The organism is Bacteroides oleiciplenus YIT 12058, from assembly GCF_000315485.1.
Taxonomy (GTDB): Bacteria; Bacteroidota; Bacteroidia; order Bacteroidales; family Bacteroidaceae; genus Bacteroides; species Bacteroides oleiciplenus.
The window spans coordinates 585,640-611,994 of record NZ_JH992942.1 but is presented as its reverse complement, the minus strand read 5'-3'; the positions used below and the strand labels follow the sequence as shown (position 1 = coordinate 611,994).

The following is a 26,355-nucleotide window of genomic DNA, read 5'->3' as shown; positions in this document are numbered from 1 at the left end:
TAAAGTCACTGTATCTCTTCTGTTCTTTATAGTTCTGTAATCTTTCCCATAAAGAGAATTGCTCCCGTACTCTTCTCCTTTATCACAAAAGCAAAAGGACGGTCTACATAGAAAGATATAGGAGTAGATGGTCCAACGGAAGTTTCAAACATTCCACCAACCGTAACAGCCGCTGCTTCAGTACCTTCCTCATCTACATTTACATAAGTAAATTGCTGCAAAAGACCAATATATAACTCGGCAGCCGACATTTTAGAGAAATCAGCCTTATAACCATCAAAGGCATCCTTCATCCCCATAGCAACCATATCCTCTATGAGCATCTTGTTATACTCCACTTTGAAACGGGGAAGTTTAACCTGCAATTGTCTGCTCGACAAAGCTGCATTCCATTCCTTCCAGTTTTCATAAGTCAGCCCGGACAAACTCTCATCCAAAGTCTTATCCCCGGCAGGCAATAAGAGCACCATACTGAAAGCTTCGTTACCATATGGCAATTCTGCGATGTAGAATGCTGAGTTCTGGGTATAATTGAACGTTTCTGTCTGGTTCATCATGTTTACTTTCTGCTGGGCACCATCAGAATTAGTAAAGTTTTCCTGGCGAATATCCGATTTTTGGAATTGACTCTTCCAGATACCTTTGAAGTAGAGTGCATTAATCAAATACATACGTGCATCTTCCGGTATTCTCTGTATAACCTCTTTTATACAATTATTCGTCTGCTCGGCACACCATTGGTTTATCACATCTTTTGCTGTGGGAGACGCAAAGTCAAGCTCCTGTACCTGGGCATCATACATTTTCTTATTCACATCCACAAAAGAATCATAAACTTTAAAACCTTGTTTTACCCAAATAGAATTAGCAATTCCTAATTGAGTGGTATTATCTAAATCCAATAAAGCTGAAGTTAATTTTTGATTATAGTTATTCAGATCATCAAGAGAGAAAAAAGCGGCAGGAAATCCCAATACGTTCTGCATTTCAGTAAGCGTTTTGCCCGAAGCTCCGTTAGTAATCATTGATAAGCAAAGTGATGCACTCAATGGAGACACAAAAACATTCGGTTTTTCCTTCTCAGTACTGCACACCTGATCAAAGAAACGGAAAGCAAAGTCTGTACCTTTGTCCATTAAATCTTGTTCCGCACGGGTGAGATTGATGTCTTTACGTGGTTTAAGTTCCGGTTGAGAGGGAGTTTCATCATTCTGACAAGCTACAAGGATACTGAGTAGGCTTAAGGCAGCAATAGTTTTCTTTAGCATAAGTATATAGTATTAGTTTCTATTAAGTTACTCTGTTAGAATAAATGCATAAATTAATGAAATACTGCACCACATTACAAATAAAACATAAATCTTTCCTATCTTTGCACCCGGTTTTGTTGGAGTATGCCTTTCGGTATACTCCATGAAAAGGGAATTGGGTGTGACTCCCAAACAGTCCCGCTGCTGTGAACTCATATGATAGGACTTGCCAATCACCTATGCCACTGCCAGTATTCGTACGGTGGGAAGGCGGCAAATCCGGAGTAAGTCAGAAGACCTGCAAAACCTATCATTTCTTATGCCTTCGAGGAAAGGGCATGAGATGCACACGGTTTATATCCTTTTCATGAATATGCAGAGAATTAAAAGCTATAGAATTGTAATAAATAAGCATGCCTATATACTACGGTTATGTTTATTCTTCTATTTATTCTTACCCCCTCTTCATCTACACGCCCAACAAAAAGGAGATACCATAACCAATAAGACGCATGAAATTCCCGGAGTAACCATAAAAGCCAGACGAGCCCCGCAAAAAGTATCTGCAGCAACTCCCACACAAATTATCACAAAAGACAATATTGAGCACCTTGGTCTGCAAAACATGGCGGATGCAGTACGGCATTTCACAGGTGCCAATGTAAAAGATTATGGTGGAGTAGGCGGACTCAAGACAGTCTCTATACGAAATCTGGGTGCAGCACATACAGCTATCAGCTATGATGGAATAGCCGTCAGCAACTGCCAGGCCGGACAAATAGATATAGGCAGGTTCTCACTTGATAATGTCGCTTTACTTTCCTTAGCCATCGGACAGGGTGACAATCTGCTACAACCTGCCCGCCTTTACGCCTCAGCCGGTGTACTCAACATAGAGACAGAAGTCCCCCTGTTCACAGGAAAATATTCATTTCAGGGTCGCATAAAAGGAGGTTCTTACGGTATGGTGAACCCTTCACTGCGCTGGGCACAACGTTTAGGTAAACAAACAACCCTCACCGTAGACGGCAACTTCCTGAGAGCGGATGGCATCTATGATTTCACCTTGGAGAATGGAAAGTACACAACCAAAGAAAGAAGATACAATTCGGATATAAACTCCTGGCATGGTGAAGCCAATCTTTTCCATACATTCAAGGACAGCAGTGAATTAAGTATAAAGACCTATTATTTTGATTCGGAACGTGGACTGCCTGGTGTCGTCCTTCTCTATAATCCGAATTCTTATGAACGTTTGTGGGATAAGAATTTCTTCACCCAAGTGAAATATAAAAAGCAATTCTCCCCTCAATGGGTTTTACAAGCCCAGGGAAAGTACAATTATTCCAAGAATAAGTACCAGGATGAAGGGGCACAATATGAAGGAGGGATTACGACTGAACATTACAGGCAGAACGAATATTATTTGTCCGCCACTATTGTCTACTCACCCACTAAAGAGTTTTCGTTGGCTTTAGCGCAAGACGGAGCCATCAATACCTTATGGAATAATCTCCAGTTCTGCCCATATCCGACGCGCTACACTTCACTCACTGCATTTAGTGCAAAGTATCAGACCGGACAGTTCACAGCCATGGCGTCTCTGGTGGGTACCTACCTCACGGAACATGTAGAAAATGGAGAACGCCCGGAAGACATGAGTAGACTCTCCCCCAGCGCATCCATCAGTTTCCGCCCTTGGAAAGAACAGTTATTCTACATACGTGCCATGTACAAAAGCACTTTCCGGACTCCGACCTTCAATGATTTATATTATTATCGTTTAGGCAACCGCAGCCTCCGCCCCGAAAAAGCGCAGGAATACAACATAGGTATTACGTGGAGTGGTTCTCCTTGTTCATGGATAAACAACATATCCGTAACATTGGACGGGTATTACAACCACGTAAAAGATAAAATTGTAGCATTCCCGTCAACTTATGTATGGAGAATGGCAAACTATGGCAAAGCACACATATCGGGAGTTGATTTTACTTTCTCGACGTTCATTCCTATTATCCCTCAGGTAGACCTACGTATTGCAGGAGGATATACATGGCAAAAAGCTATCGACGTCACCAGCAGTTCAACCAGCAACTACAAAGACCAATTGCCCTATACACCGGAACATAGCGGAAACGGCAATGTCATTGTCGAGACCCCGTGGGTAAATGTCGGATATTCCGTTGTCGGAGTAGGTAAACGATATTATCTGTCGCAAAATATTCCGGATTACAAGATAGATGGGTACACAGACCATACCCTTTCTGTTTCCCACGCTTTCAAATTTAGCAGATATACACTTACGCTGCAAGCGGAAGTTATCAACCTGTTGAACAAGCAGTACGAAGTTATAAAATATTATCCCATGCCGGGACGAAACTGGCAGGTTAGCGGTACAATACAATTTTAACCATATAAAAACAACGTAAAATGAAAATCAGAAGTTTGTTATTCAGTTTAATGTGCCTGATAGCACTGAACGTTTCCATTACATCATGTAGTGATGATGACGACGATTATGGACGGAATGACTCCGGAAGTACCATAGAATTGCCTCAAAAGCGTGCCTATATATTAAATGAAGGTACTCAGGGAGCCAACAATGCAAGTATCAGTTTCTATTGCCCGGATCAGGCTGACTTTTTTGTCAAGGACATATTCCAAACACAAAACAATGCTAAATTAGGTGATACCGGTCAGGATATGATCGAATATCGTAATAGTATTTATGTTGCAGTCAATGGTTCAAGCTATATGACACGTTTAAATACGGCTGGAGTGGAACAAGCCCGCCATGCTTTCACCATAAATGGAGCAACGCCCCGCTACATGGCAGCCGATGACGGTTATATTTATGTAACCCTGTATGGTGGCAAAGTAGTGAAGCTGGATGCACAAACACTGGAAGAAAAGGCATCCCTGAGCCTTGGAAATAATCTGGAAGGTATTGTAGAATGCAACAACAAACTATATGTGGCAAACTCCTACAAGAAGGAAGATGCCCAATTTGTATATTTATCAGATGTATTCGTCATCGACACCAAAACATTTACATTGGAAAAGACATTAACCGTAACAGTAAACCCCAACAAGCTGACGGAAGCTAATGATAAAGTCTTTCTGATATCTTACGGGGATTATAACGCAACAGGTTATACGGCCCAGATGATAGACCCGAAAGACAACAACAAAATAACGGTAATCGGCACAGCCACCGATATGGTTGCCGATGACGAAAGAGGAATGATTTACTTTGTTAATTCAGAGACAGATTATAGTAACTGGCCTGAAACCAGTACTATAAATACCTTCTACAGCTATAATGCAAATACCCTGGAGAAAAAAGATGCCAGCTTCCTGAAGAATGCCCCGGAAGAACTTGCTTCCAGCAGTGTCTACTCCATGAGTGTGAACGAAGCTAACGGAGACATTTATATAGCCACTACTTTGTACTCCGCGGGAAACGGAATAATCTACAGGTTTGACCAAAACGGAAACTTTATTAGTAAATTTGACTGCGGAGGCCAAAACCCCAAGAAAATCATCTTCTTTAATTAATATCTGAAATGTATTTGCACAAAGGATTACAATTTATTCCAATAGCAATCATAGTGTTACTTCTCTCCGCCTGCGGCGGGAGAAGTAACACCTCTTCTACCTCTGTACAAGGCGACACCATCACCTTGCGGTATTCCGAGAACCTTTCTATAGTTGATTACGAAGACTATACCCTTGCACAATTACGCAATCCCTGGGATACAACGAAAATTTTGCATACCTATATTTTAGTAGATAAAGAGCAGAAGCTCCCCGAAGAACTGCCCGCAGGAACCATCGTCCGCACCCCATTAAGCAAAGCCGTCATCTACTCCTCCGTACATTGCAGCCTGTTGAAGAAGCTTGGTGCATTGAGTAGCATAGGCGGTGTCTGTGACTTGAAATATATCAAGATGCCAGAAATAGAAGAAGGATGCCGGAACGGATCGATTGCCGACGTAGGTGACGGTATGAATCCTAACATTGAAAGAATCATAGACCTTCATCCGGATGCTATACTCCTCTCCCCTTTTGAAAACAGTGGCGGTTATGGCCGCGTAGAGAAACTGAATGTCCCCATCATCGAATGTGCCGAATATATGGAGACCTCCGCACTGGGACGTGCCGAATGGATGCATTTCTACGGTTTATTGTTTGGAAAGAAACAGGTAGCTGACAGTTTGTTTGCATCAGTGGAACGGAATTATAATGAGCTGAAGAACTTGGTTTCTCCCATTTCTTTTGCTCCTTCGGTGATGTGTGATTTGAAAACAAGTTCCACCTGGTATACTCCGGGAGGCAACAGTACCATCGCCAAACTATATACCGATGCGAGTGCCAATTATATTTTCCGGGAAGATACACATAGCGGTTCCCTCCCCTATCCCTTCGAAGTTATCTTTGAGAAAGGGCAACAGGCAGACTTCTGGCTGATACGCTACAACCAGCCCACAGATAAGACCTATAGTGAACTGGAAAAAGAATTTGCCCCTTATGCCGGCTTCCGCGCCTTCAAAGAACGGCACATCTACGGCTGCAACACCAACCGGGTACCTTTCTATGAAGAAACGCCTTTCCAGCCGGACTGGCTATTGAAAGATTTAATAAAAATCTTCCACCCTTCGATGTTAGAAGGATATGAGTTAAAATATTATAGTAAATTAGCGGAGTAAAATTTAATGGTTTGAAAGGCAAAGGATATATATATGGTATAGCACTGTCGGTCTTCATTCTCTTATTGATGATCGCCAATCTCTGGTTTGGCTCAATAAGTATCCCTGCCGGAGCGGTGTGGAATATTCTGTCGGGGAATGATGTAGAGAAAGCCAGTTGGAGTTTTATTATCTGGGAGTCGCGTCTGCCGCAAGCCGTCACGGCTCTGCTATGTGGTGCGGCACTGGCTGCTTCGGGGTTAATGCTGCAAACAGCTTTCAATAATCCACTGGCAGGACCGTCCATTCTGGGAATAAACTCAGGGGCAAGCCTTGGTGTGGCATTGGTGATGCTGGCAGGCGGAGGAAGCATTGCAACAGGCATATTCACCTTGTCTGGTTTCTTCTCGGTGATACTCGGAGCTTTCATCGGGTCGATGGTAGTAATGGGACTTATCCTTTTCTTTTCCACACTGATTAAAAGCAATATCATGCTGCTGATTACAGGTATCATGATCGGCTATATCACTTCTTCCGCTATATCACTGCTCAACTTCTTTGCAACAGCCGAAGGGGTACATTCCTATATGATTTGGGGTATGGGCAATTTTGGCGGTGTATCGTTGCAACAATTACCTTATTTCTCCGCATTCTGTCTGGCAGGCTTGTTACTTTCCGTCTTGCTTATCAAGCCGTTAAATGCCATGCTTTTGGGTACACGCTATGCCGAGAACTTAGGTGTGAATATCCGCCGTACCCGCAACCTGTTGCTGATAGCTACCGGATTGCTAACCGCCGTCACTACTGCTTTTTGCGGACCGGTTGCTTTCATCGGGCTGGCCGTTCCACACATCTCCCGCCTGATGCTGGGAACTTCCAACCATAACTCTCTGCTCCCCATCACTTTGCTGACAGGTGCAGCCATTGCTCTGCTCTGCAACCTTATTTGTATTTTGCCGGGTGAAGCAGGCATCATTCCGCTTAATGCGGTAACTCCTGTGCTGGGTGCACCTGTTATCATATATGTAATCGTAAACCAACGTAAAATACAATATTTCAACTGATGGAGAAAGCTGTTATCACTGCAAATAATTTATGTATAGGCTACCGCCAGGGAAAGCAAGAGAAACGGGTGCATGAGCATCTTTCCTTTCAGCTCTATCCCGGAGAACTGACTTGTCTGCTGGGGGCCAATGGAACAGGCAAATCTACCCTGCTCCGTACTTTAGCCGCCTCACAACCAGCTTTATCTGGTGAATTACTTGTAGAAGACAAGCCTCTATCCGCTTATTCGGAGAAAGAACGTTCACGCACCATCGGCGTAGTGTTGACAGACAAAACACAAGCCGGCGGACTGACTGTATATGAATTGGTAGCCTTGGGACGCCAACCGCATACCGGATTCTTCGGTAGGCTGAATAAAGCAGACCATGCCATCATTGAAGAAGCGCTGGAAGCTGTAAGTATCAGCCATAAAGCCCAAAGCTACACCGCAGAATTATCGGATGGGGAACGACAGAAGGTCATGATTGCCAAAGCATTGGTACAGGAATGTCCGCTTATTCTGCTGGATGAGCCGACAGCTTTCCTGGATGTAGTGAGCCGTATTGAGATTATGACTTTACTACACCGCCTGGCTGTAGAACAGAGCAAAGCGATTTTACTTTCCACCCATGATATAGAACAGGCATTAGTGTTAGCAGATAAGTTGTGGTTACTTTCTAAAGAGAACGGATTGCAATGCGGAGTTACGGAAGATATGATCCTGAGTCACCGGATGGATGGTCTGTTCTCCCGTAATGATATCCGGTTTGATTATGCACATGGGGTATATTATCCGAAAGTAGACAGCCACCGCAATATTATTGTAGAAGCAAGTGATGAGGTATTATTGCATTGGACAACAAATGCACTGAACCGTCACGGATATGCTTGTTGTTCTGATTCTGTGGCAGAAACAAGTAGTTTACCACGATTACAGGTGTTGTCTGCCGAAGATTTCAGACTGCACAAGGAGAAAGAATACAAATTCCATTCTTTCGAGCAACTACTTGCCAATGTATGACAAAGGCAATGATAGTTGCATAAGAATTCACTTATTTCATCCCACAACTCATCGTTGATTATCGAATAAACACAACATATCAACTCTGATTACATAAGATTAATATCTCTTCCGGCAAATATCCACTCCGTATCCTCCACTCCTGCGGATAAAGATTATTAGCGCGGTTACCTATATTCTTCACAAACCCTAAAGGAATATTCATATAAGTCAGCAGCACATAACCACGCGGAGCTTCACCGGAAAGCACGATTGCCTCTTTACGTAAGTAAGCAATAGCCTGCTCATACGGCACTTCTTCACGGGGGAAAACATCATTACGCAATATATAGCTCATGGCAAGAGCATGATTGGGAATCAAGTCCTTCCCCTTCACTTCGGTAAGGGCAACACCCGCCTGAATGACACGAAGAGATTGTTGCAAAGACGACAGTTCCGGTAGATATTCTTTTGGGAAAGCCGTAATATTCGTTCCGTTTACCGAAAGTTCATAATCATCCGGAGAAAGAAGCCACCCCCGGGCAACGTCCAGTTGCTCTTTGGAAACACCGGAAGCCACCCTTTTCATTCCCTGCGCAGGAATTAATTTATACCGGATTTTCATACTACCCTCCTCCGGTTTGCGAAGCACGGCAAGGAAAAAGCCCTCACCTCTCGTCCGATGGGGAAGGAAACGATATACAGGGAAGTATTCTTCGTCAATCAGGTTTCCAGTGAGATTCCAAACACCAGGCACATCCACCGGAAGTACTTCTGCATCGAATTCATCGCGTATCCAGCGGATATTCCTTTCATTCTCCTTTATATTATATGTACAAGTACTATAAATTAATAGCCCGCCCGGTTTCAGACTGGGCCAGACATCGGAAATGATACGTCGCTGACGTATCCAGCAAATATCCACATTCGCCGGACTCCACTCACTTACCGCAACGGGGTCTTTACGGAACATACCCTCGCCCGAACAGGGAACATCGGTCAATATCACGTCGAAGAAATCCTCCAAGTCGGAGAAGTCCGCCGGGTCATTGTTCGTTACCACCACGCCGGGATGCCCCCACTTAGTCAGATTCTCCGCCAGAATTTGAGAACGGTTACGAATTACTTCGTTGGCTACCAACAGGCTGCCTTCTGGCAATACACTGCGGGCGTGGGTAGATTTCCCACCGGGTGCAGCGCAAAGGTCAAGCATTACTGCAGGTGTTTCGCCCACATATTGTTTCAATGCCTGCTCCACAAACATGGACGATGCCTCCTGCACGTAGTAGCAACCTGCGTGAAACAAGGGATCGAAAGTAAACGTCAGACGGCGGTCGAGATAAAAACCTGTAGAAGACCAGGGCACAGGCCCGGCATAGCCATGAAAAAGACCGAATGAAGCATTGGGCAACTTTGCTTCATTCAGTCGGATACTTACGGGCTGTTCGTCATTCAGGGCGTCGGCCAGTTTGTTATATTCTTCATCTCCCAGAAGGGAACGGGTACGGTCTGCAAAAGATACGGGTAATTCCATGTGCCAAGTCGTTTTATGCCTGCAAAGGTAATGCAAATCGAATGTATAACTTTCATGCTTGCATGAAAAAGTTATGCTGAGATGCAGCTTATCTTCTTCAAAGGTAATGCAAATCGAATGCATAACTTTCATGCTTGCATAAAAAAGTTCTGCTGAGACACTAAAAGCTGAGCTTCACCCCTGCAAAGTAGGAACGGGGAGCACCGGGACCGTAAATATAGCCGGAATCCCGGTTCGCTCCTTTGTCGAAATCATTTTGGTAAGAGTTGAAAATATTCTGTACTCCCACATTGAATTGCAGACAGATGCCTGAAAAATCAACATCATAAGCCACCTTGGCACCCAGTTCAAAAAAGTCCGGGCTCTTCACCAGCAAGTCGGCCGTGCCATCCACTTCGGACATCAGGTGAGGCACATACATCCGGCCCGTATAATTGCCGTTCAAGGCCAGTGAAAGAGCCTTTGTTGGTGTATAAGTAGCAGTGAAATAACCATAAAAATCAGGAGTACGCAGTATCTTGTCACTATAGCGTTCTGCATCCGACAAGTGTTCCTTGTCCGCACTCCACTCTTCGGGAGAGTCGTACAGGCTGCGTTGCACGGTCAGCCCCGCCTGCAACTGGATTTTATTGCGCCAGGCTATCTTTCCTTCCAGCGTGCCACCATATACTTTGGCACCTGAACCGTTGATACGCGTTTGTATCAGATAGCCGGAGCCATTCGGGTCTTCCACAGGAGCTGTCAGGACAAAAGGATCGGACAATTTCGTAAAGAAGCCTTCTACCAGCAGGTTCGCCTGAAAATCACCGAAGTAATGATACCAGTCCACAGAAGCGTTCACGCTGCGCGAGCGTTCTTCTTTCAGTTTTGGGGAACGGACAATAGAAATCAGTTCACCACCTACATTGCTGATGTGCAAGTCTTCATCGAACGCCTGCGGGGCACGAAATCCTTCGGCATAGCTGAAACGAATGTTCACATCCTGCGTAGGATTATAACGGACGTTGGCACGCGGACTGAAAATAGCTTTATCCATGATACTGTTCTTATCCACACGCCCGCCGATAAGAAAGCTCCACTGCTCATTCTTCCATTCATTTTGAAGATAAGCACTCGATATATTCACAATCTGTTTTAGCGGGTCGGGAGTGTATTTATCAATCAGTTGTTGCAGACGCTCGCCTGTTGCAGTAGGGTCTTCGGTCAAAGCCTTATCACGATACTTCTGGATATCCGTACCTCTGTCGTGCAGGTCATCATGGTTAAACTCCACTCCTCCCGTCAGGTCGGAAGGCATGAACAGGAATTTGTCTAAATGATAAATATATTGTGCTCCCAGCACACCGGTAAAGTCTGTTGTGGTGCCATAAGCACTGTAATAACTATCACGTTCGATGTGTTGTGCAGAAGCATATACATTAAATGTATGTTTCTGGTCTTTGGAAAAAGCACTGAATTTGAGTCCGCCCGTATTGATGGAATGCTTGATTTGTTCCACCAGTCCGGGTTCTCCCGAACCATTGAGATCGGCATCTTCGGCAATGTGGGGTGGCAGGTCGAAACGGTTACCGCCACGGCGGAACTCTTCCATGTGATGATATTCCAAACTCAGTTTGGAGTAAGGGCTTGTGCGGTAGTATGCATTGACACCTACTGTCTGATTCTTCAATTTAGGCAATTCGGAGAAACCATCGCCATTGGAGTCCCATGCAGAGCGATACCGGTTTTGACCGTAGACGTAGGCCCCCATCTTATTGTCCGAAGAAACAAGGGAAAGATTCAACGTAGTGTTGTTATCGAAAGAACCGGAACCGTCGAAGTTGGAAATGCTATGGGCAAACGAACCGGAATTACGGATAGGTTCTTTCGTGATGATATTCACCGTTCCGGCGATGGCGGAAGAGCCAAACAGGGCGGAACCACCTCCACGCACCACTTCCACGCGTTCTATCATGTTTGCCGGAATCTGTTCCAACCCGTAAACACCTGCCAGGGCGGAGAAGATAGGGCGCGAGTCTATCAATATCTGCGTGTATTTTCCATCCATACCATTGATGCGTACCTGCGAATAACCACAGTTCTGGCAATCGTTTTCCACACGTACCCCCGGCTGGAATACCAGTCCTTGCGACAGCGTATGTGAATTGGTCATATCAAACAGCTTGGGAGTAACCACTTTGACGAGTGTAGGCGCCAAGCGACGGGCCGTTTCATTACGGTTAGCAGTGACCACCACACCGTCCAGGGCAACCATATCTTCTTCCAACTCGAAGTTTTCTTCTAACGTTTTGCCACGTTTCAACATTACTTTACGCTCTTGCGACTTATACCCTACGGCACTGACGTACAGCGTAAACTCTCCTTCGGGAAGATTTTTCAGAAAGTAATGCCCAGAAGCATCGGTCATGGTGCCGATAGTAGTTCCCTTCAGGGCTACCGTCATATAAGGAAGGTGTTCACCTGTATTTTTTTCTATCACATGGCCGATGATATTGGCATCAGTACCTCTTAAATCTTCTGCATAAACATTCTGGGAGAGCAATGCACACACTACTCCCACCACGAAAATGATATATTTTTTCATGTAGTTCTTTTTATATTAATGAGTTAGGGAAATGATAATTGAGTGACAAAGCTATTTGTTTGAGTACAGTTCACTTGTAGGGGCGAAAAGTCGTTCGCACGCAAGTACAACACAGCAACTCATAGCAAATAACTTGTAGCTCGTCACTAATCGCGCTTTTGCGCGATTAAATTGCCGGTGGAGCCCGAAGACTGATGCCGCAACGCCCCTTTACGTACTTGATGCGTTCCACACCCGGAACAGCCAGTACGCACAATAAAATGAGGAAAGCCGGTGCGACAAAAAGAACAGTAGGAAGAGATGACGTTACAAAAGACGACAGGAAGAAAATCGTTTCTACCTGTGCTTCCGTATGTTGATGTTCACCTTTGAAGGGATGGGAGTGCACAATAATCACCCCATTTACTACATGCGAGTGAGTAAACAGCGTAATCCCTCCTAAGTATGTGATGAACAGTAAAGGAAGAAACCATTTCGATATGTTCCGTAACTTCTCCAAAAGCGTTTTATAAGATAGGTTGGCGAAAGTAGTGCTAATTACAATAACAAACAACCGGATTTACTTGTTTTAACTGGTTTTACTCTCAAAATACCTATATCTTATTAGCACAAGAAGCCCGATGCTACATAATGATTAAGTGACTCCCATTAATCGAAAAAGAATCTGCCTGCAAATTAATATCTTCCCTCCTAACAACTAATCCCCGCACCGCATCCAACTAATAACTCATTGCCTAATCATTTTTCTTACAATAACTGTTGTAAGATACTATTATACTTGATGTAAGAAACTTCTATAACTGTTGTAAGAAACCTATATATCTATGGTAAGAATATTTCTTAGTATCCAAGATATTAGTTGGTAGCACACCAGATATTAGTTTCTTGCAACTCCGCCAATAGTTTGCTTCAACAAAAATACAAACCTCCTTTAAGCGACGAATATATCCTCCTGCAGGCTGAATATTCCAATAAATAATGCCACATATTATCGATTTTCTAAAAAAATATCGTCTCTTTGCAACTTTCTAACTAACATTATACGTCTAACACACAAAGAAGCAATAAAAAGTAAAACATTATATGATTATGAAACGGATTATTTTAGTACTCATCGCCACCATGACACTTTGCTCATTGGTACAGGCAAAGAACAGAACAGTTACAGAAAACGACAGTCTGGGGAACAAAAAACGCGTGATTGAACTGCGCGATACCACCATTGACGGAAAGACAGTAACCGATACGCTCAGTATCATGACCTACGAAGGAAGGGATTCGGCTCATGCCGACAGAAGATGGAAACAGGACGAGAACGGTAATTGGAACTGGAATCTCTTCGATTTAGACGGTAAAACCTCCGAAACCATTATCTCCGTCACCGCCATCGTCTTCATCTTCGGATTGCCCCTGCTCATCGTCTTCACGGTATTCTTCTTCAACTACAAGAACCGGAAAGCCAAATACCGCCTTGCAGAACAAGCACTGGCCAGCGGACAACAACTACCCGCTGACTTCTTCAAGAACGCAGAAAAAACAGAAGACATCCGCACCAAGGGTATCAAGAACATCTTCATCGGCGTCGGATTGTTCATCTTCCTCTGGGCCTTCACCGGAAACTTCGGAGTGGGCTGCGTCGGATTACTTATCATGTTCACAGGCTTCGGACAATTGGTTATCTACTACACACAAGATTCTAAAAAGAGCAACAAAGAGAGATGAGCCAACTCAATGACATATCGCTAGTCGCACAGGTCGTGGTGTTTCGCAACACCAGGGCCTTCGACCAGTTGGTGAAGAAGTACCAGTCGCCCGTGCGCCGGTTCTTCCTCAACCTGACTTGCGGCGACGGCGAATTGAGTGACGACCTGGCGCAGGATACGTTTATCAAGGCTTATACCAACCTTGCTTCGTTCAAAAACCTGTCCAACTTCTCTACCTGGCTTTACCGTATTGCATATAATGTATTTTATGATTATCTTCGCAGTCGAAAGGAGACAGCTGAGCTTGATAGCCGGGAAGTGGATGCCAACTGGAATACCAGTCAGGACGACGTGGGACAACAGATGGACATTTACCGGGCGCTGGCGACACTGAAAGAAATGGAACGAACCTGTATCACGCTCTTCTACATGGAAGACCAAAGTATCGACAAGATTGCAGGTATCACGGGATGTCCGGCGGGAACAGTCAAAAGCCACCTCGCACGGGCGAAAGATAAAATGGCTATTTACCTAAAACAAAATGGTTATGATGGAAACAACTGATGATAAACTCTTGCAGAAATTCTTCTCTGACAATCGGAAGGAGATAGAAGACAAAGGCTTCAGCCGTCGCGTGATGCACCACCTGCCCGACCGGTATTACCGTATTTCGCAGTTGTGGAGCTTATTCTGTTTTACCCTTGCCGTGGTGCTATTCTTTGTCCTCGATGGCCTGCAACTGGTGCTGGGCACTTTACGGGAAACTTTCACCAACGCTCTGCAAAGCAGTGCAGCAGAAATCGACCCGAAATCACTGGTTATAGTGGCAGTAGTGCTTCTCTACTTCGGATACCGCAAGATTTGCTCTTTGGCATAAGCTCATTAGGCCTTGCAATAAATCCGTTTGCCCTTGCAATAATTTAGTTAGCCCTTGCCTGCTTTTTGTAGGACAAGGGCTAATTTTTTTTAACTAACTAAACATTTCTCATCATTATATTGTATATTTGTCAGCTCTAAATAGAAAACTAACTAAGCGTAAGAAGTTTTGAAAAGAACATTATTGATCATATTATTATCTACATTATTTTTTATAGGAAATACTCACGCGCAAGTCATCACCAGTGACTCGCTCGTGATGCACTATTTACAACAACAAGGCATCCCGGTCACCGGCAACAATAAAGTGAAACTTCTGATGAGCGGCCGGGAGAAGTTTATCGATCTTTTCGAGGAAATACGCCATGCCAAACATCATATTCATCTGGAGTATTTCAATTTCCGCAATGACTCCATTGCCAATGCTCTCTTCGACCTTCTGGCGAAAAAAGTTCAGGAAGGTGTGGAAGTCCGGGCCCTGTTCGATGCTTTCGGCAACTGGTCCAATAACAAACCATTAAAAAAGCACCATCTGAAATCTATCCGTGACCGCGGAATTGAAATAGTGAAATTCGACCCGATAACTTTCCCGTGGATTAACCATGCCATGCATCGCGACCACCGGAAGATTGTAGTGATTGACGGAGAAATAGGATATACCGGCGGTATGAACATCGCGGACTATTACATCACCGGACTGCCTAAAATCGGTCAATGGCACGATATGCATATGCGCATCGAAGGAGATGCAGTGCGCTATCTGCAAGGCATCTTCCTCACCATGTGGAACCATGAGACCAAACAGCATGTAGGCGGCCCGGTCTACTTCCCCGACCTGCCGCAACTGCCCGACAGTATATCAGAGGAAATAGCTATCGTCGACCGCACTCCACGGGAAACGCCGCGTGCCATCAGCCATGTTTATGCAGCGTCCATTGCAGCGGCGCAACACAGCATACAGATTGTAAACCCTTATTTCGTTCCGACAAAATCCATCCGGAAAGCCATCAAATCGGCTCTGAAAAAAGGAACGGAAGTAGAAATTATGATACCTGCCGTTTCGGATATTCCTTTTACTCCGGAAGCATCTTTCTACATCGTTCATAAGTTGATGAAGAAGGGTGCTAAAGTCTATCTCTTCAACGGAGGCTTTCATCACTCCAAAATCATGATGGTGGACCGGAACTTTTGTACCGTGGGTACAGCCAATCTGAACAGCCGCAGCCTGAGATACGACTACGAAACAAATGCTTTTATCTTTGATCCGGCAATCACACACCAATTGAACGATATGTTTGAACGGGACAAAAAGAATAGTACCCTGCTCACACCCGAAGTTTGGAAAAAGCGTTCCGGCTGGAAGAAATTCGTGGGTTGGGTGGGTAATCTGATGACTCCGTTCCTCTAATTTTCAATGGGAAATTATTCTATCTGCCGAAGTTTAGTTACCTTTGGCGAGGCAAAAAAGATTGCCTCTTTTGTTGTTTATAATTCGTAATCTGCAATCATGAAACAATATTTAGACTTACTCAACCGGGTACTTGCCGAAGGCGTACACAAGGAAGACCGCACCGGAACCGGTACTATCAGCGTATTCGGACATCAAATGCGCTTTAATATGGATGAGGGGTTCCCTTGCCTCACCACTAAGAAATTACATCTGAAATCCATCATATACGAACTGTTGTGGTTCCTGAATGGTGATACGAATGCCAAATATCTGCAAGATAACGGTGTCCGCATCTGGAACGAGTGGGCCGACGAAAACGGTGACTTGGGACATATTTATGGTTATCAATGGCGTTCGTGGCCTGATTATAAGGGTGGCTCTATTGACCAGATAAGTGAAGCGGTAGAAACCATTCTCCATAATCCGGATTCCCGTCGCATCATTGTCAGTGCCTGGAATGTAGGGGATCTCGATAACATGAATCTTCCTCCTTGCCACGCCTTTTTCCAGTTCTATGTTGCAGATGGACGGTTGAGCCTGCAACTCTATCAACGCAGCGCTGATATTTTCCTCGGCGTACCTTTCAATATTGCGTCTTATGCCCTGCTATTACAGATGATGGCACAGGTCACGGGATTGAAAGCAGGTGATTTCATTCACACCCTCGGTGATGCACATATTTATCTGAACCACTTGGAACAGGTGAAGCTGCAACTCACCCGAGAACCACGCCCGTTGCCGCAGATGAAAATGAATCCGGACATAAAGAGTATCTTCGATTTCAAATATGAAGATTTCGAATTGGTGAATTATAATCCGCATCCACATATAGCAGGAAAAGTATCAGTCTAATTATGAATTATTTGCGCTATCATAATTAATAATTAATATTTACGCATCATGGTTAGTATCATCGCTGCCGTAGACCGTAATTTAGGTATCGGCTTTCAAAATAAACTTTTATTCTGGCTTCCTAATGACTTGAAGCGTTTCAAAGCATTGACTACAGGAAACACCATCATCATGGGGAGGAAAACCTTCGAGTCTCTTCCCAAAGGTGCCCTGCCTAACCGGCGAAATGTGGTACTTTCCTCCAATCCCGAAACTCAATGTCCCGGCGCAGAGGTCTTCCCGACTCTTGAAGTAGCCCTACAAAGTTGCCAACCTGAAGAGCAGGTATATATTATCGGCGGTGCAAGCGTATACAAACAGGCAATGCAGGTGGCAGATATGCTCTGCCTGACTGAGATTGATGCCGAAGCACCTCAGGTAGATGCTTATTTCCCGGCTGTAGACTCTGCTGTATGGTACGAAAAAAGCAGGGAATCTCATCCTGATGATGAGAAACATCCCTGCCCTTATGCATTTGTGGACTATATCCGCAAGTAATTTTCAATCTTCGTCTACTTCTACCATTATCGGCATCTGTCGTTTGATAGCTTCATGGAAAGATATCAAAGTCTCAGTACGCGCCAATCCCAGCGGCTGCAATTTATCATGAATGATACTCAGCAAATGATGATTGTTGCGTGCATAGAGCTTGATAAACATATCATATTTCCCTGTTGTAAAATGACATTCCACAACTTCAGGAATAGCTTCAAGCGCCCTCGTTACGGCATCAAAAGACTCAGGGTCTTTCAGGTAAATGCCAATGTAAGCACAGGTTTCGTAACCTATCTTTTCCGGGTCGATGACATATTCCGAGCCCTTCAAAATACCTAAATTCGTCAGCTTTTGTATGCGTTGGTGTATGGCGGCGCCGGAAACGTTACAGGCTCTTGCCACTTCAAGGAAGGGAATACGGGCATTGTCTGCAATCAATTTCAGAATTTGCTCGTCTAAAGTATCCAATTGATGATGTCCCATTTCTAAATTTATGATTAATAAATAACGATTGTTTCACCGTATTCTCACACAGTAATATGCAAAGTTAGCGAATTTTTTCCCAAATAAAATACGATTTATTACTTTTCTTGCTAAAAAATGAATAAACCCGCACAACGTTTTTATTCATTAATCGGAAGAAATTGGAGATGAGCGACAAAGGTTGTATCTTTAGATAAGATAAGCCGCATCTCGGCAGAACTTTTTTATGCAAGCATGAAAGTACTGCGCTCGATTTGCATTATCTTTGGGGAAAATAAAATTATTATGAAGAAATATTTTGCACTCGCACTGTGCTTCCTGATGGTAATGACAAGCCGTGCACAAAACTACACTGAGAATTTTGCAGATAAAACACTGCGCGTTGATTACATCTTTACGGGAGATGCTTCCCGGCAAAGTGTATGTCTGGATGAGTTATCCGTACTCCCGTCATGGGCCGGAAGACGCCATCATCTATCCGAATTGCCCTTGCAAGGTAATGGACAAATTATTATGAAGGATTTGGAGACTGGAAATACAATCTATACGACTTCTTTCTCCTCCCTCTTCCAGGAATGGTTAGAAACAGACGAAGCAAAAACGGTCAACAAAGGATTTGAAAATACATTCCTGTTGCCTTACCCGATACGCCCTGTGGAGATAGAAATCACTCTTTTAAACCCAAGAAAAGAGGTGCGTACACGCTTGAAACATATCGTCCGTCCGGATGATGTACTCATCCATCAGAAAGGGACAACACACATTACTCCACACAAGTATTTACTGGAAAGCGGTAATACAGATAAATGCATTGATGTCGCCATCCTTGCAGAAGGCTATACCTCCAACGAAATGAATATATTCTATCAGGATGCAGCAATAACCTGCGAAAGTTTGTTCTCTCACGAGCCATTCAAAAGCATGAAAGATCGCTTCAATATCATAGCTGTTGCCAGCCCTTCTGACGACAGTGGCGTAAGTGTTCCCCGGTTAGGGGAATGGAAGCATACCGCTTTCAATTCGCATTTCAGCACATTCTATTCCGACCGTTACCTAACTACCCGGCGGGTAAAGTCCATACACGATTCCCTGGCCGGAATACCCTACGAACATATCATCATCCTCGCCAATACAGAGGAGTACGGTGGTGGCGGTATATACAATGCTTATACCCTAACCACTGCGCACCACCCCATGTTCCGTCCGGTAGTTGTGCATGAATTCGGGCACAGTTTCGGCGGTCTGGCAGATGAATATTTCTACGATGACGATGTTATGACAGATACATATCCCTTGAATGTGGAGCCTTGGGAACAGAATATAAGCACCCGCATGGACTTCGCTTCCAAATGGGAAGACATGCTTGTCAAAGGCACTCCTGTCCCCACCCCAGTCAGCGAACAAGCAAAATATCCTGTAGGAGTTTATGAAGGAGGAGGATACTCTTCCAAAGGTATTTTCCGTCCTGCTGATAATTGCCGCATGCGTACTAATGAACACCCTACATTTTGTCCGGTGTGCCAGCGTGCACTGCAACGACTCATTGATTTCTATACTAAATAACAAGAAAACTAAACTCTAAAAAAGCAACATTATGATTAGACTCCAGCGCATCAGCACTGCTGATGGATTTTTGTATGAGTACATGGAACAGTTAATAACCACCGCCTTCCCACCGGAAGAATACCGTCCATTAGGGGAACTACGCCTGTACACTGACAGCAAGCCTCATTTCCATAATAATATCATTTTCCATCATGACACTCCTGTAGGTTTCATTACCTATTGGGATTTCGGTAAGTTCTATTACGTAGAACACTTTGCCGTTGATCCAGCTCAGCGCAATGGCGGACATGGCAAGAATGTTTTAAGCCACTTATGCCAGCTACTCCAGCACCCCATCGTTCTGGAAGTAGAAACACCCGAAGAAGAGATGGCACAACGACGTATCAACTTCTACAGACGCCAAGGCTTTGTACTTTGGGAAAAGCCATATCTTCAACCACCATACAGACCCGAAGACAATTATCTGCCTATGCTGCTTATGGCTTATGGAGATTTAGAATGTGAGAGAGATTTTGAAAGTGTAAAGGAACATATATACCGGGAAGTATATAACATAAAAGGATAAAAAATAAAGGGCGCTTGTTTCGAACAAGCGCCCTTTATTTATATAGTTTAATCTAACTTCTTACTGACGCGGTTGCGCAGAATAGTTAAGTTTCAATGCATAAGCTTTACGAAGAGCTTCTTTGATATCTGTTACGATACCCATTTTCGTATCTTGGTCAACCTTCAAAGAAACAGTCATCTGTGGCTGATCCTCTTCCTTCATACTGGCACGTTCACCAATAATGTAGTCCTGAATCTCAGCAACTTCAGCATAGCTGTCATTCAATTGGATACGGCTTTCATTACCCAGTTTCTTACGGAACTCAGCTGTAGGCTTTCCTACATAGATAAACGTAACCAAAGATTTCTTTTCCAATTTTTCCAACTCAGTAGCTTGCGGAACCTTAAACTCAACCTTCAATGTTACCTCACGCATTGTTGTTACAATCATAAAGAAGAACAACAGGGTGAAGATAAGGTCAGGCAGAGAAGAAGTATTCAACGCAGGCATTTCGCGTTTACCAGTCTTATTAAATTTTCCCATTACTTCTTGTCTCCGTACTTTTTAGGTTCTGCCTCAGAAATCTTCTGAGGATAAATATCACGAATCGCCTTTTGTTGGTCTTCGTCCAAAGCCATATAGCTCTTTCCCCATTTTTCCTGAGCCAATTCGTCTCTCAGCTCATTGTAAGCAGCTACCAGCTCGTTCTGAACAGCCAGATATGCTTTATAGGAAGAACCACGGTCACAACGCAAAGATACTACATGCTTTTCCGTAATCTGCATAGTTCCAAAGAAAGGTATGTCCTTCGCATGCTTTTCTGGTTTGGACTCATCATTATACGGGTTGGCAATGAATTCTTTTGCCTTATCTCTCAATTGATCTATGTTAACATATTCTCCACTACACATCAACTGGTCGTTCATGTTCAGGAAGACTGTCATTACGTTACGCTCCTTAACCTTATCCGAATCATCATTCTTCTGGTCTTGTTCGGGTGGTGGTGGCAAACGTCTTGCCAAACCACGGTCCGTATCCATAGAAGTCGTAATCAAGAAGAAGATTAACAACAGGAAAGCGATATCCGCCGTAGAACTTGAGTTTATATCAGGAACTTTTCTTTTTCCTTTTGCCATTGTAATTACTCCATTAAATTGAGTTTCCTCAATCGATTATGATAATTTCTTTTTAATACTACTGAAAAGCATTGCAAGGACAGTTGCTCCCAGCAAGAAGTAGATAGTATAAAGGAACATGTCAGTTACTTTCAGCCAGAATGGCACGTTGTCCGAACCATCATATCCCGGAATATCCATCTTTTCTCCGCTACCCATAGACCAAGCTATAACCATAACGACAACCATCAAGATCAAACCAAGCAATGACTTCAAAGCCTTTACAGGATTATCTTTCAATGCGCTACCAAATTGCAGGATAAACGCACCAACCATCGCAACTACAGCCAAAACAAACAAACCATACATTAAGTACAGCAGACTTTCAGTCTGTGCAGGCTGCCACATTTCGGGGTCAACACCCACCAGTACTGCATCGCCCTGAGCATCTCCACCAAAGTAGAATATGCCCAATACTACTAAAATAGCAGCAAACAATACATACAGTACATAATATGATACTCTATATGATAATTTAGCCATTTCTATTATTTTTTGTATTTCAAGTTATATTTGATAACCATGTCCAACAAAGTGATAGAAGAATCTTCCATTTCGCTGGTCAAAGCCTCGATCTTAGACAGGATATAGTTGTAGAATACCTGCAGAATCAAAGCAACGATCAAACCGAAGATAGTTGTAATCAAGGCAACTTTCATACCACCTGCTACAACCGTCGGAGAAATATCACCTACTTGTTGAATCTTATCAAATGCCTGCACCATACCGATTACAGTACCCAAGAATCCCAAAGACGGAGCCATTGCGATGAACAGCGTAATCCAAGAACATCCTTTTTCCAAATAACCAGCTTGTACACCACCATAAGATACTACTGACTTTTCAACTACGTCAAGACCCTGATCAATTCTCATCAGACCTTGATAGTAGATAGAAGCAATAGGACCTCTAGTACTACGTGCGATGTCTTTAGCAGCTTCTACGTCGCCCTTTTCCAAAGCAGCTTCGATAGCAGCGATGAATTTCTTTGTGTTGATTTCAGCCAAGCTCAAATAAATAATACGTTCAATACAGAATGCAAGACCGATAACCAAAGCGATAGCAACTAAACTCATGAAAGATGCAGTACCTTCAATAAACTTAGTTTTAATTTCCTTGTGAATACCACCTTCTTCTGCTTCTACAGTAGCATCACCAGCAGGAGCTGCTTGAGCTGCAGGAGCAGCTTGTTCTGTTTGTTCAGCTGCAGGAGCATCTTGAGCCTGAGCAAGTTGAGTTGAGCCAAATGTTAAGACTCCCATCACAGCAACAATTGCAAATAACTTTTTCATTGTGTGTCTAATTTTTAAGATTAATTAATTAAATTGTTTATTATATTCATTTATTGTTTTTGTTTCCTTCTTTCATTCCGCGGAGAGACGGGGATTCGAACCCCGGATACCCTTTAGAGGTATACACGCTTTCCAGGCGTGCCTCTTCAACCACTCGAGCATCTCTCCAATAGACGCTTCTTTCTAAAACGGCTGCAAATTACAAAAAAAATGCGAACCACAAGCGTTTTCAGCTACAAATGTATTCTTTTTTTCGTTCTTGCCCTTCATTCTCCCTGTTTTATCTTTAATAAAATCTCAAAATTAATAAACTTTAAAATCTTTGCGATGTTATTTGAGCATTCCAAACACTTTTAAAGCGTTTTCAGAAGTCACGTTTCCAACGGCCTCAGGAGACATCCGATAAATCTCGGAAACCTTCATCAACGTATCCTTCACATTAGCGCTCTCATTTCTTTTACCACGATTCGGCACTGGAGTCAGATAAGGAGAATCGGTTTCTAAGACAATCTTCTCTAAAGGTATTTTCAACAAAACTTCCGGAAGATGGGACTTTTTAAAAGTGACCACACCATTTATTCCAATGGAAAAACCAGGAAACTCAAGAATCCGGGCAGCCTCCTCGATAGTGCCTGTAAAACTATGAAATATTCCTTTTAAGCGACTATTTTTGTAAGGTTCCAGCACCTTATATATATAATCAAAAGCATCCCGACAATGAATAACAACAGGAAGATCATATTCCAATGCCCAGTTGACTTGTCTATCCAATACGATTTGTTGTTCTTTCAGGAAAGTTTTGTCCCAATAGAGGTCCATACCAATCTCTCCTATTGCTACATATTCTCTGGAAGATTCCAATTCACGCACTACAATATCCAATTCCTTTTTATAATCAGTATTCACTGAAGTTGGGTGTAAGCCAATCATGGGAAAACAGTAACCTTTATAAGCATCACAAGCCGAAAGCATTACATCAATAGTCGTACTGTCAATATTGGGCATAAAGATATGAGTAACCCCAACAGCACGTGCACGTTCAATAACCTGCGGCAAATCTTCTGAAAATTCCTCTAAAAAAAGATGGGAATGTGTATCGATCAATCTCATTCGTTCGCTTCTTCCTTTCGTTTTTCGCCGGTACGGTAATAGTAAATCAGTCCGTAATCACGACACAAATTCAGACGTTTCTCATTAGGAGAGACGTCTTCAAATTTCTTTTCCACTTGATTCCAAATATCCAATATCAGCTCATCTGCAGTAGTCCGCATTGCAGAAAGGGCATCTAAGCTACGTGCTGTCAAAGCCTGCAGATTCTTCTGCCTGTCATAGCTATCTGTAAAGATATCATAATGTACCCTAACTTTTGCAATTGTAGGATTATAAATAGGAATACCACCTTGTGAAGTTCGCTTAGCCTCTCCATCAATGATTTTTCTCCCCCACTCCACTAATGCAGCCTCTGTCGACAAATCCGGAACGTTTGTACTATCGGATGGCAAACCATAATACGCTTTATGCGCTGCGCGCAGTTCTGAACGAATCACTGCCAGATTCAACACCTGAATAAAATGAGAAACGTACAGACGCGCCATCTTTACATTAGCCTGATGTTTATGTCCTGCTTGGGATTGGCGTTCAAAACATTGGGAATAGTAGGATTGAGCAGCTTCAAATCTTGTCAGAAAATTCCGGGCTTCGGTCAATGTCTTTAAAGAAACTGCCAAATCATAAAGATTATAGGTATCAGCTTTTGCAACCACTGCTTTCAGTGCCCGTATTCTCGCCTGGTCTGTATTTGGTAATCTTCTATAAGGCATACCTTCAAAAAGTACAATTACACTTCTCTGTGCATCAGATTTTCTATAATTTTTCGAAGTTCTTCTTTCTTTTCCTCTGCAATTCCGACTGCTGCAAGACTTTCCATTGCACGATTACTATACTCTGACATTTTATTCTCGCAGATCTCTTTCACACCAATCCGGTCATATAGTTCTGTGACGGCTGCAATCTTTTCAGCCGGTTGGAAAGTCTCTGCATTTATCCAACGATTCAATTGACTACGCTGTTCCACATCGGCATGCTCCAATGCCTTAATCAGCATATACGTTTTTTTATTGCAAAGAATGTCTCCACCAATATTCTTTCCAAACACCTTGGGATTACCATAAACATCCAAAAAATCATCTTTCAATTGGAAAGCAACTCCCACGTGCATACCAAAATCATACAAGCGCTCGGCATCTTCCACTGAAGCGCCGCCCAAGCGAGCCCCTATCTTCAGACTTGCAGCCAATAAAACCGCAGTTTTCAGGCGAATCATTTCCAAGTATTCTTCTGCCGCAACATCGTTCCTTTGTTCAAACTCCATATCCATCTGCTGCCCTTCACATATTTCAAGAGCTGTCAGACTAAAAAGGTCCATAACTTCTTTCAGAAAAGCCGAAGGACATTCTGCCATAAATTGATAGGCAAGAACCAGCATTGCATCTCCTGAAAGAATAGCCGTATTATCATTCCAAACTTTGTGAACAGTTTCTTTTCCTCTGCGACGATCAGCACAATCCATCAGGTCATCATGCAGAAGAGTGTAATTATGATAGACTTCAATACCAGTGGCTGGGGCATAAATTCTGGTCACATCTTCCTGATATAGATTGTATGCCATCAACATTAATACCGGGCGAATCCGTTTTCCGCCCATAGACAAAACATATTCTACCGGAGCATACAACCCTTTCGGAGTACGCGTAAACTGTAAACCAGCAATATGAGAATTAAAATTTTCGAGAAGCTCGGAAGCTGTAAACATAGTGATAGTAAATTAAGAAGAATAGAGGTAATAAAAAGAGGCTGCTTTTTCGGCAGCCTCTTTTTTATATCGATAACGTATTACTGCAATCTGAACATTACAGGCACCGTATACTTAACGCGTACAGGTTTACCACGCTGCATACCAGGCTTCCATTTCGGCATGGTACCAATCACACGAAGTGCTTCTTTATCCAAATACGGGTCAACACCTCTTATGACTTTAGCATCTACAATACTACCGTCCTTATTAACAACGAACTGTACTGTTACACGACCTTGAGTACCATTTTCCTGTGCGATAGTCGGATATTTGATGTTCTTACTCAAGAATTGCATCAAACCAGCCATACCACCATTCGGGAATTCAGGCATTTGTTCTACAACCTCAAAAATAGTTTGTTCTTCCGGTTCTTCCTCAACAACTGTTACAGGCACATACTTTACTTCTACTGCCTTACCAGTTTCTTCAGAAGAAGCGATAACTGTTTCTTCCACATCAGCATCGTCAGCTACAATTTCCAGAGTTTCGTTAATCGGAGCTACTTCTGGAGGAGGAGGAGCAACCTTTTCTTCCTGTTCAGTAATAGGAACCATTTCTTCCTCAAAAAAGAGATCAGTAAGGGCCTGGCTCGTATCAATTTTGATATCGCGCTTCGTCCATTCAAATGCTATAAACATAAAGGCAAGCACAATAACATAACCAATAAGCATCCAAGTCGATTTTTTGTTCTCCAAATCTGCTTTAGGTGTTTTCTTAATTTCCATAATTATAATATTATTTTAACGTGTTTCTCATTTTGGGCAAATATAGTACTTTTTCTGCAAAACGTTCAGCCGTACTATCTTTTTTAAGACAATATGCACCCATTTTTGTTTTTTTTATCCTTCACAAAGCACACCTGCGCTTTTGTGCCACAAATGTAACGAGATATTTTAAAAATACCGTATCTTTGGCAATAA

At 43.2% G+C, this 26,355-nt stretch carries 26 protein-coding genes, 1 tRNA gene and 1 riboswitch; of the genes, 13 read left to right on the top strand and 14 right to left on the bottom strand.

Annotated elements, in window-relative coordinates; translation table 11 throughout:
- Window positions 1-26: 26 nt before the first annotated feature.
- Entirely contained in the window at window positions 27-1,268 is a 1,242-nt protein-coding gene (locus HMPREF9447_RS15755; RefSeq protein WP_009130742.1) for a serpin family protein, read from the bottom strand.
- Window positions 1,269-1,367: 99 nt separating this feature from the next.
- A riboswitch (cobalamin riboswitch) is annotated at window positions 1,368-1,570 on the top strand.
- Between the two features lie 53 nt (window positions 1,571-1,623).
- Here HMPREF9447_RS15755 and HMPREF9447_RS15750 point away from each other — a divergent pair.
- From HMPREF9447_RS15750 to HMPREF9447_RS15730, 5 genes are all read left to right on the top strand, one after another.
- Window positions 1,624-3,663: a TonB-dependent receptor plug domain-containing protein gene (locus tag HMPREF9447_RS15750; protein ID WP_052315209.1), complete on the top strand. Its 2,040-nt coding sequence runs from the start codon at window positions 1,624-1,626 to the stop codon at window positions 3,661-3,663.
- Window positions 3,664-3,683: 20 nt separating this feature from the next.
- The gene (locus tag HMPREF9447_RS15745; RefSeq protein ID WP_009130740.1) at window positions 3,684-4,811 is read left to right on the top strand and encodes a YncE family protein; all 1,128 of its coding nucleotides are present in this window, start codon (window positions 3,684-3,686) and stop codon (window positions 4,809-4,811) included.
- Window positions 4,812-4,819: 8 nt separating this feature from the next.
- Complete coding sequence (locus tag HMPREF9447_RS15740; protein ID WP_009130739.1) at window positions 4,820-5,962, top strand: ABC transporter substrate-binding protein; 1,143 nt, start codon at window positions 4,820-4,822, stop codon at window positions 5,960-5,962.
- 68 nt (window positions 5,963-6,030) lie between these two features.
- Window positions 6,031-7,005: an iron chelate uptake ABC transporter family permease subunit gene (locus tag HMPREF9447_RS15735; RefSeq protein WP_374937416.1), complete on the top strand. Its 975-nt coding sequence runs from the start codon at window positions 6,031-6,033 to the stop codon at window positions 7,003-7,005.
- Window positions 7,005-8,006, top strand: a complete 1,002-nt coding sequence (locus HMPREF9447_RS15730; protein ID WP_009130737.1) for an ABC transporter ATP-binding protein — start codon at window positions 7,005-7,007, stop codon at window positions 8,004-8,006. The genes HMPREF9447_RS15735 and HMPREF9447_RS15730 overlap by 1 nt, the downstream gene beginning before the upstream one ends.
- 79 nt (window positions 8,007-8,085) lie before the next feature.
- Here HMPREF9447_RS15730 and HMPREF9447_RS15725 read toward each other — a convergent pair whose 3' ends face one another.
- The 3 genes from HMPREF9447_RS15725 to HMPREF9447_RS15715 form a co-directional block, all read right to left on the bottom strand.
- Window positions 8,086-9,519 carry a methyltransferase RsmF C-terminal domain-like protein gene (locus HMPREF9447_RS15725; RefSeq protein WP_009130736.1) on the bottom strand — a complete coding sequence of 478 codons (1,434 nt, stop codon included), beginning with the start codon at window positions 9,517-9,519 and terminating at the stop codon, window positions 8,086-8,088.
- A gap of 160 nt (window positions 9,520-9,679) precedes the next feature.
- Window positions 9,680-12,103, bottom strand: a complete 2,424-nt coding sequence (locus HMPREF9447_RS15720; RefSeq protein WP_009130735.1) for a TonB-dependent receptor — start codon at window positions 12,101-12,103, stop codon at window positions 9,680-9,682.
- A gap of 166 nt (window positions 12,104-12,269) precedes the next feature.
- Entirely contained in the window at window positions 12,270-12,602 is a 333-nt protein-coding gene (locus tag HMPREF9447_RS15715; RefSeq protein ID WP_044138273.1) for a hypothetical protein, read from the bottom strand.
- Between the two features lie 590 nt (window positions 12,603-13,192).
- On the opposite strand from HMPREF9447_RS15715, the gene HMPREF9447_RS15710 reads away from it, so the two are divergent.
- The 6 genes from HMPREF9447_RS15710 to HMPREF9447_RS15685 all read left to right on the top strand — a co-directional run bounded on the left by HMPREF9447_RS15710 (window position 13,193) and on the right by HMPREF9447_RS15685 (window position 17,521).
- A complete protein-coding gene (locus tag HMPREF9447_RS15710; protein ID WP_044138272.1) occupies window positions 13,193-13,825 on the top strand; it encodes a DUF6249 domain-containing protein in 633 nt (210 codons plus the stop codon).
- Window positions 13,822-14,370 carry an RNA polymerase sigma factor gene (locus HMPREF9447_RS15705; RefSeq protein WP_009130732.1) on the top strand — a complete coding sequence of 183 codons (549 nt, stop codon included), beginning with the start codon at window positions 13,822-13,824 and terminating at the stop codon, window positions 14,368-14,370. The genes HMPREF9447_RS15710 and HMPREF9447_RS15705 overlap by 4 nt, the downstream gene beginning before the upstream one ends.
- Entirely contained in the window at window positions 14,357-14,683 is a 327-nt protein-coding gene (locus HMPREF9447_RS15700) for a DUF5056 domain-containing protein (RefSeq protein ID WP_374937415.1), read from the top strand. Before HMPREF9447_RS15705 ends, HMPREF9447_RS15700 begins: the two co-directional genes overlap by 14 nt.
- A gap of 213 nt (window positions 14,684-14,896) precedes the next feature.
- Window positions 14,897-16,090 (top strand): cardiolipin synthase, encoded by a 1,194-nt coding sequence (gene cls, locus HMPREF9447_RS15695; RefSeq protein ID WP_262482442.1) that lies wholly within the window; start codon window positions 14,897-14,899, stop codon window positions 16,088-16,090.
- A gap of 99 nt (window positions 16,091-16,189) precedes the next feature.
- Window positions 16,190-16,984: a thymidylate synthase gene (locus HMPREF9447_RS15690; RefSeq protein ID WP_009130729.1), complete on the top strand. Its 795-nt coding sequence runs from the start codon at window positions 16,190-16,192 to the stop codon at window positions 16,982-16,984.
- 48 nt (window positions 16,985-17,032) lie between these two features.
- Window positions 17,033-17,521 (top strand): dihydrofolate reductase, encoded by a 489-nt coding sequence (locus tag HMPREF9447_RS15685; protein ID WP_009130728.1) that lies wholly within the window; start codon window positions 17,033-17,035, stop codon window positions 17,519-17,521.
- 3 nt (window positions 17,522-17,524) lie between these two features.
- Here the strand turns inward: HMPREF9447_RS15685 and HMPREF9447_RS15680 are convergent, their stop codons facing one another.
- Window positions 17,525-18,001, bottom strand: a complete 477-nt coding sequence (locus tag HMPREF9447_RS15680) for an Lrp/AsnC family transcriptional regulator (RefSeq protein ID WP_009130727.1) — start codon at window positions 17,999-18,001, stop codon at window positions 17,525-17,527.
- 285 nt (window positions 18,002-18,286) lie between these two features.
- On the opposite strand from HMPREF9447_RS15680, the gene HMPREF9447_RS15675 reads away from it, so the two are divergent.
- The gene (locus HMPREF9447_RS15675) at window positions 18,287-19,564 is read left to right on the top strand and encodes an IgA Peptidase M64 (protein WP_009130726.1); all 1,278 of its coding nucleotides are present in this window, start codon (window positions 18,287-18,289) and stop codon (window positions 19,562-19,564) included.
- Between the two features lie 31 nt (window positions 19,565-19,595).
- Entirely contained in the window at window positions 19,596-20,132 is a 537-nt protein-coding gene (locus tag HMPREF9447_RS15670) for a GNAT family N-acetyltransferase (RefSeq protein ID WP_009130725.1), read from the top strand.
- A gap of 60 nt (window positions 20,133-20,192) precedes the next feature.
- Here HMPREF9447_RS15670 and HMPREF9447_RS15665 read toward each other — a convergent pair whose 3' ends face one another.
- From HMPREF9447_RS15665 to HMPREF9447_RS15625, 9 genes are all read right to left on the bottom strand, one after another.
- Window positions 20,193-20,657: an ExbD/TolR family protein gene (locus HMPREF9447_RS15665; RefSeq protein WP_007210400.1), complete on the bottom strand. Its 465-nt coding sequence runs from the start codon at window positions 20,655-20,657 to the stop codon at window positions 20,193-20,195.
- Window positions 20,657-21,250, bottom strand: a complete 594-nt coding sequence (locus HMPREF9447_RS15660; protein WP_009130724.1) for an ExbD/TolR family protein — start codon at window positions 21,248-21,250, stop codon at window positions 20,657-20,659. Before HMPREF9447_RS15660 ends, HMPREF9447_RS15665 begins: the two co-directional genes overlap by 1 nt.
- A gap of 36 nt (window positions 21,251-21,286) precedes the next feature.
- Window positions 21,287-21,772, bottom strand: a complete 486-nt coding sequence (locus tag HMPREF9447_RS15655) for a hypothetical protein (RefSeq protein WP_009130723.1) — start codon at window positions 21,770-21,772, stop codon at window positions 21,287-21,289.
- A 5-nt stretch (window positions 21,773-21,777) separates the two neighbouring features.
- Window positions 21,778-22,581, bottom strand: coding sequence for a MotA/TolQ/ExbB proton channel family protein (locus HMPREF9447_RS15650; protein WP_009130722.1), 804 nt, complete (start codon window positions 22,579-22,581; stop codon window positions 21,778-21,780).
- Between the two features lie 80 nt (window positions 22,582-22,661).
- Window positions 22,662-22,749, bottom strand: a tRNA-Ser gene (locus HMPREF9447_RS15645).
- 162 nt (window positions 22,750-22,911) lie between these two features.
- Window positions 22,912-23,691: a TatD family hydrolase gene (locus tag HMPREF9447_RS15640; protein ID WP_009130721.1), complete on the bottom strand. Its 780-nt coding sequence runs from the start codon at window positions 23,689-23,691 to the stop codon at window positions 22,912-22,914.
- Window positions 23,688-24,401, bottom strand: coding sequence for a hypothetical protein (locus tag HMPREF9447_RS15635; protein WP_009130720.1), 714 nt, complete (start codon window positions 24,399-24,401; stop codon window positions 23,688-23,690). The genes HMPREF9447_RS15640 and HMPREF9447_RS15635 overlap by 4 nt, the downstream gene beginning before the upstream one ends.
- Window positions 24,402-24,418: 17 nt before the next feature.
- Window positions 24,419-25,393, bottom strand: coding sequence for a polyprenyl synthetase family protein (locus HMPREF9447_RS15630; protein ID WP_009130719.1), 975 nt, complete (start codon window positions 25,391-25,393; stop codon window positions 24,419-24,421).
- A gap of 80 nt (window positions 25,394-25,473) precedes the next feature.
- A complete protein-coding gene (locus HMPREF9447_RS15625; RefSeq protein WP_009130718.1) occupies window positions 25,474-26,160 on the bottom strand; it encodes an energy transducer TonB in 687 nt (228 codons plus the stop codon).
- Between the last annotated feature and the right edge of the window lie 195 nt (window positions 26,161-26,355).

What these genes read in the sequence shown, in the direction of transcription:
- HMPREF9447_RS15735 (WP_374937416.1), top strand. Translation starts at nt 6,031, where the DNA reads ATGATCGCCAATCTCTGGTTTGGCTCAATAAGTATCCCTGCCGGAGCG.
- HMPREF9447_RS15680 (WP_009130727.1), bottom strand. Translation starts at nt 18,001, where the DNA reads ATGGGACATCATCAATTGGATACTTTAGACGAGCAAATTCTGAAATTG.
- HMPREF9447_RS15655 (WP_009130723.1), bottom strand. Translation starts at nt 21,772, where the DNA reads ATGGCTAAATTATCATATAGAGTATCATATTATGTACTGTATGTATTG.
- HMPREF9447_RS15650 (WP_009130722.1), bottom strand. Translation starts at nt 22,581, where the DNA reads ATGAAAAAGTTATTTGCAATTGTTGCTGTGATGGGAGTCTTAACATTT.
- HMPREF9447_RS15745 (WP_009130740.1), top strand. Translation starts at nt 3,684, where the DNA reads ATGAAAATCAGAAGTTTGTTATTCAGTTTAATGTGCCTGATAGCACTG.
- HMPREF9447_RS15635 (WP_009130720.1), bottom strand. Translation starts at nt 24,401, where the DNA reads ATGCCTTATAGAAGATTACCAAATACAGACCAGGCGAGAATACGGGCA.
- HMPREF9447_RS15685 (WP_009130728.1), top strand. Translation starts at nt 17,033, where the DNA reads ATGGTTAGTATCATCGCTGCCGTAGACCGTAATTTAGGTATCGGCTTT.
- HMPREF9447_RS15725 (WP_009130736.1), bottom strand. Translation starts at nt 9,519, where the DNA reads ATGGAATTACCCGTATCTTTTGCAGACCGTACCCGTTCCCTTCTGGGA.
- HMPREF9447_RS15720 (WP_009130735.1), bottom strand. Translation starts at nt 12,103, where the DNA reads ATGAAAAAATATATCATTTTCGTGGTGGGAGTAGTGTGTGCATTGCTC.
- HMPREF9447_RS15710 (WP_044138272.1), top strand. Translation starts at nt 13,193, where the DNA reads ATGAAACGGATTATTTTAGTACTCATCGCCACCATGACACTTTGCTCA.
- HMPREF9447_RS15630 (WP_009130719.1), bottom strand. Translation starts at nt 25,393, where the DNA reads ATGTTTACAGCTTCCGAGCTTCTCGAAAATTTTAATTCTCATATTGCT.
- HMPREF9447_RS15625 (WP_009130718.1), bottom strand. Translation starts at nt 26,160, where the DNA reads ATGGAAATTAAGAAAACACCTAAAGCAGATTTGGAGAACAAAAAATCG.
- HMPREF9447_RS15640 (WP_009130721.1), bottom strand. Translation starts at nt 23,691, where the DNA reads ATGAGATTGATCGATACACATTCCCATCTTTTTTTAGAGGAATTTTCA.
- HMPREF9447_RS15730 (WP_009130737.1), top strand. Translation starts at nt 7,005, where the DNA reads ATGGAGAAAGCTGTTATCACTGCAAATAATTTATGTATAGGCTACCGC.
- HMPREF9447_RS15705 (WP_009130732.1), top strand. Translation starts at nt 13,822, where the DNA reads ATGAGCCAACTCAATGACATATCGCTAGTCGCACAGGTCGTGGTGTTT.
- HMPREF9447_RS15755 (WP_009130742.1), bottom strand. Translation starts at nt 1,268, where the DNA reads ATGCTAAAGAAAACTATTGCTGCCTTAAGCCTACTCAGTATCCTTGTA.
- HMPREF9447_RS15665 (WP_007210400.1), bottom strand. Translation starts at nt 20,657, where the DNA reads ATGGGAAAATTTAATAAGACTGGTAAACGCGAAATGCCTGCGTTGAAT.
- HMPREF9447_RS15740 (WP_009130739.1), top strand. Translation starts at nt 4,820, where the DNA reads ATGTATTTGCACAAAGGATTACAATTTATTCCAATAGCAATCATAGTG.
- HMPREF9447_RS15700 (WP_374937415.1), top strand. Translation starts at nt 14,357, where the DNA reads ATGGAAACAACTGATGATAAACTCTTGCAGAAATTCTTCTCTGACAAT.
- HMPREF9447_RS15675 (WP_009130726.1), top strand. Translation starts at nt 18,287, where the DNA reads ATGAAGAAATATTTTGCACTCGCACTGTGCTTCCTGATGGTAATGACA.
- HMPREF9447_RS15750 (WP_052315209.1), top strand. Translation starts at nt 1,624, where the DNA reads ATGCAGAGAATTAAAAGCTATAGAATTGTAATAAATAAGCATGCCTAT.
- HMPREF9447_RS15660 (WP_009130724.1), bottom strand. Translation starts at nt 21,250, where the DNA reads ATGGCAAAAGGAAAAAGAAAAGTTCCTGATATAAACTCAAGTTCTACG.
- HMPREF9447_RS15690 (WP_009130729.1), top strand. Translation starts at nt 16,190, where the DNA reads ATGAAACAATATTTAGACTTACTCAACCGGGTACTTGCCGAAGGCGTA.
- HMPREF9447_RS15670 (WP_009130725.1), top strand. Translation starts at nt 19,596, where the DNA reads ATGATTAGACTCCAGCGCATCAGCACTGCTGATGGATTTTTGTATGAG.